Source organism: Leptospira sp. B5-022 (assembly GCF_000347035.1).
Taxonomy (GTDB): domain Bacteria; phylum Spirochaetota; class Leptospiria; order Leptospirales; family Leptospiraceae; genus Leptospira_B; species Leptospira_B cinconiae.
Map to the genome: position 1 here is coordinate 1 of NZ_ANIJ01000013.1, position 3,037 is coordinate 3,037.

The 3,037-nt window shown below is 43.2% G+C and carries 1 protein-coding gene; it reads left to right on the forward strand.

Annotated elements, in window-relative coordinates:
• A partial coding sequence (locus LEP1GSC192_RS04520; RefSeq protein ID WP_020768748.1) for an RHS repeat domain-containing protein occupies window positions 1–3,037 on the forward strand: 3,037 nt, incomplete at both ends.

A 3,037-nucleotide genomic window follows, 5' to 3' on the forward strand; every position in this document is an offset into this window, starting at 1 on the left:
GGTTTCTTTCTCCGCATTCATTAACGGCAAAAAGGAAACGGATGCATTCGGTTTTACTGAATTTACGATGACCGATGCCACCGGTTCTCGCACGATCCATAGTTACTTCAGCCAACCTTATTCCAATTTTATGCATAACCGAGCACTCGCGGGCGCCGAGAAGGAAATGCATATCCTGGGCTCGGATAATAAGGACTACGGTTCTTCTAAAAAAACGTATGAGATCCAGCAGATAGAAACCGTTGCGGGGAAGATCAGCTATCTTGCGAGATTGAGTAAAACCCAGAATTTTATCAATGGAATAGCGACCACTACTTCCGAAGGTTCCGTTGTCTTTAACGGATATAATTTAACTAAGAAGACAGATGTAAGTACGGATCATTATGCGGATTCTGCTCATCCTTCTCAAAGTTTTACTTCAGTCACGGATTTTGAAACGGATTCTACGACGAACCAGACAAGACCTAAGAAAACTGTTTCCTTGTCCGGTTCTTCTCATGAAACCACAAGTAATCTTACTTACGATTCCCAAGGGAATCTGACTCGAAATGCGGTAACTTATACCGGAAGCGGACTTCCTTCTGTTCCTGCCAACATTACGGAATATGAATACGATACATATGGAAATAAAACCGTAGAAAAGAACGTAAGTGCGAGTCCCAATCGTGGGACCTCCTACGTTTATGATGATCAACTGCATCAGTTCGTAAAAGAACAAACCAGTTTCGGTGGTTCTCTCCAACTCAAGACCAGATACACCACAAATTATGGAAAAGCATTCGGTTCTCCGGATGATTCGACGGACCCGAACGGGAATAAAACGTATTTTGAATATGATGATTTCGGAAGACTTGTAGAATCCAGTGCGGATACGGATACCGGGATCAAGGTCCTTGCAGTGTATGAATACGGTTCCAGTTTTCCGTTCAGCGCAAAAACAACCTTCCCCACCGGTGGAGCAGATCCAAGTTTTGTACATCGCAGTTACAAAGACGGAATGGGAAGAGTGGTCCATACCGTCAAAACAGGATCGAATGGACAATTCGTAAGATCCGGAAAGATCACGTATAACGGAAACGGCCAAGTCATTCGCTCCGGACAACCGGATTGGGCAGACGCAGGCGAGATCGATACTTTCGTGTTACATGCCCAAGAAAGAAACCCAAGTTATATCGAATACGATGCCATCGGAAGAGCCAGGAAAACGATCCTACCCGTTGCGGCCGGAGAAACGGAAGCAACTACGTTAACCGTAACTTATAACGATCCTTTTGAAACTGTAGAAACACATAGCGGTGGAACAAGCAAACGGACCGTAAAAGACGGAAGAGGTCAGGTCTTATATATAGAAGACTTTGGTTCTGATGGGACCAATGCAAAGATCGGTTTCTGCTTTGATCTTGCAGGAAAGATGATCAAAAAGTCGGACCTGAATGACGGTGGTGCTTTGTCTTGTGATACAAGTGGGATCAATGCAAAAGATACTTCCGGCAAAAACCAAGCCTATTGGTTGTATGATGCATTCGGAAGATTGAAAAAAAATAGCGATCCGGATTTCGGGGTAAGCACCGCTTCTTATAACGCATTCGGAGATACCACCCAAAGCATAGATGCTCGCGGCATTACTACAAGTTTTACATACGATTCTCTCGGAAGAATGCTTACCAAAGACACACCGGATGGAACCGTATACTTCGATTACGATAGTGGATCCGGAGCAGAGAATGCACTCGGAAAATTAGTACGAGTAGAAGATAACGTTCAGATCAAAACATTCAGCTACGACAAACTCGGCCGCGCCAAAAAAGAAACCCGAAATATCAAAAACCTAACGATCGAACTGGCAGACGGACCGTATATTACGGAATATAAATACGATTTACTAGGTCGTGTGACTTCCATCGATTATCCGGAACATCCGGTCAGCCATACCAGGATGAAAGCATGTTATGCCTATGGAACCGCAGGGTATATCACAGGGATTTCCGTCCAAGTCAATACAAACGGCATCATTCCAGGATTTTGTAATAAAACCATCGTAGAAAATATCACCTACAACGAATTCGGACAAACAGCAGGATTTGGTCTCGGCAACGGAGTCCAAACCAACTACACCTACGATATAAAACAAAGACTCGTTCGGATCAACTCAGTCGGAGATGTGGACGGAACCACAAAAATACTGCAAGATGCAGTCTACGCATTCAATAGCAGAAACAATATTACAGGGATCACAAACACATCCTCAGAATATAGAACCGCGTATAACTATAGCTACGATGGCTTAAACAGACTCACAGCAGCTGACGGACAATACCAAGAGACGGCGGACAATTATACAAAAACATTCCGCCAAAGTTTTGCCTACGCGAAGAATGGAAACTTAACCGCAAAACGAAATCATAACTTTAACGATAACACACTCGTAGACGAGTGGAATTACCAATATTCCAACCACCAAGTCACACATATAGATTCCACACAAAGTGGAAACAATCGTCTGGTCATGAGTTACGATTCCTCCGGGAACATGACCTACCAGAGAGATAACTTCAAAGATCTCACTAAAACAATCACAGTAGATTCTCAAAACAGGATTACCCAGGTCCAAGATGCACTGAGCACAACGATTGGAAATTACTGGTATGATGAAGGTGGATTTAGGGTTCGTAAGAAAGCATTAGTACCAAGTGGAGCTTCCTTCAAAAACCAAGAGATCCTATATCCAAGTAAATTCTACGGACTCGAATACTCGGAAGAAACAAATATCTTAAGTTCGATCAACAACGTTTATCTAAACGGAGTCCGGATCGCTGCTCTGAATGAAGATGGAGTCACTGCGTATTTCTTAACAGACCAAGTAGATTCAGTAGCTCATGTATTGGATGAAGGAGCTCATACTCTCTCAAGGATGCAGTATGAGCCTTATGGAGAGACTCTTGTCCAGAGAGGAACTCTGGACTTTGCTCCGAAATATAACTCTCAGGAGTTGGACAGAGAGACGAATTTCTATTTTTATAATGCAAGGTATTATGAT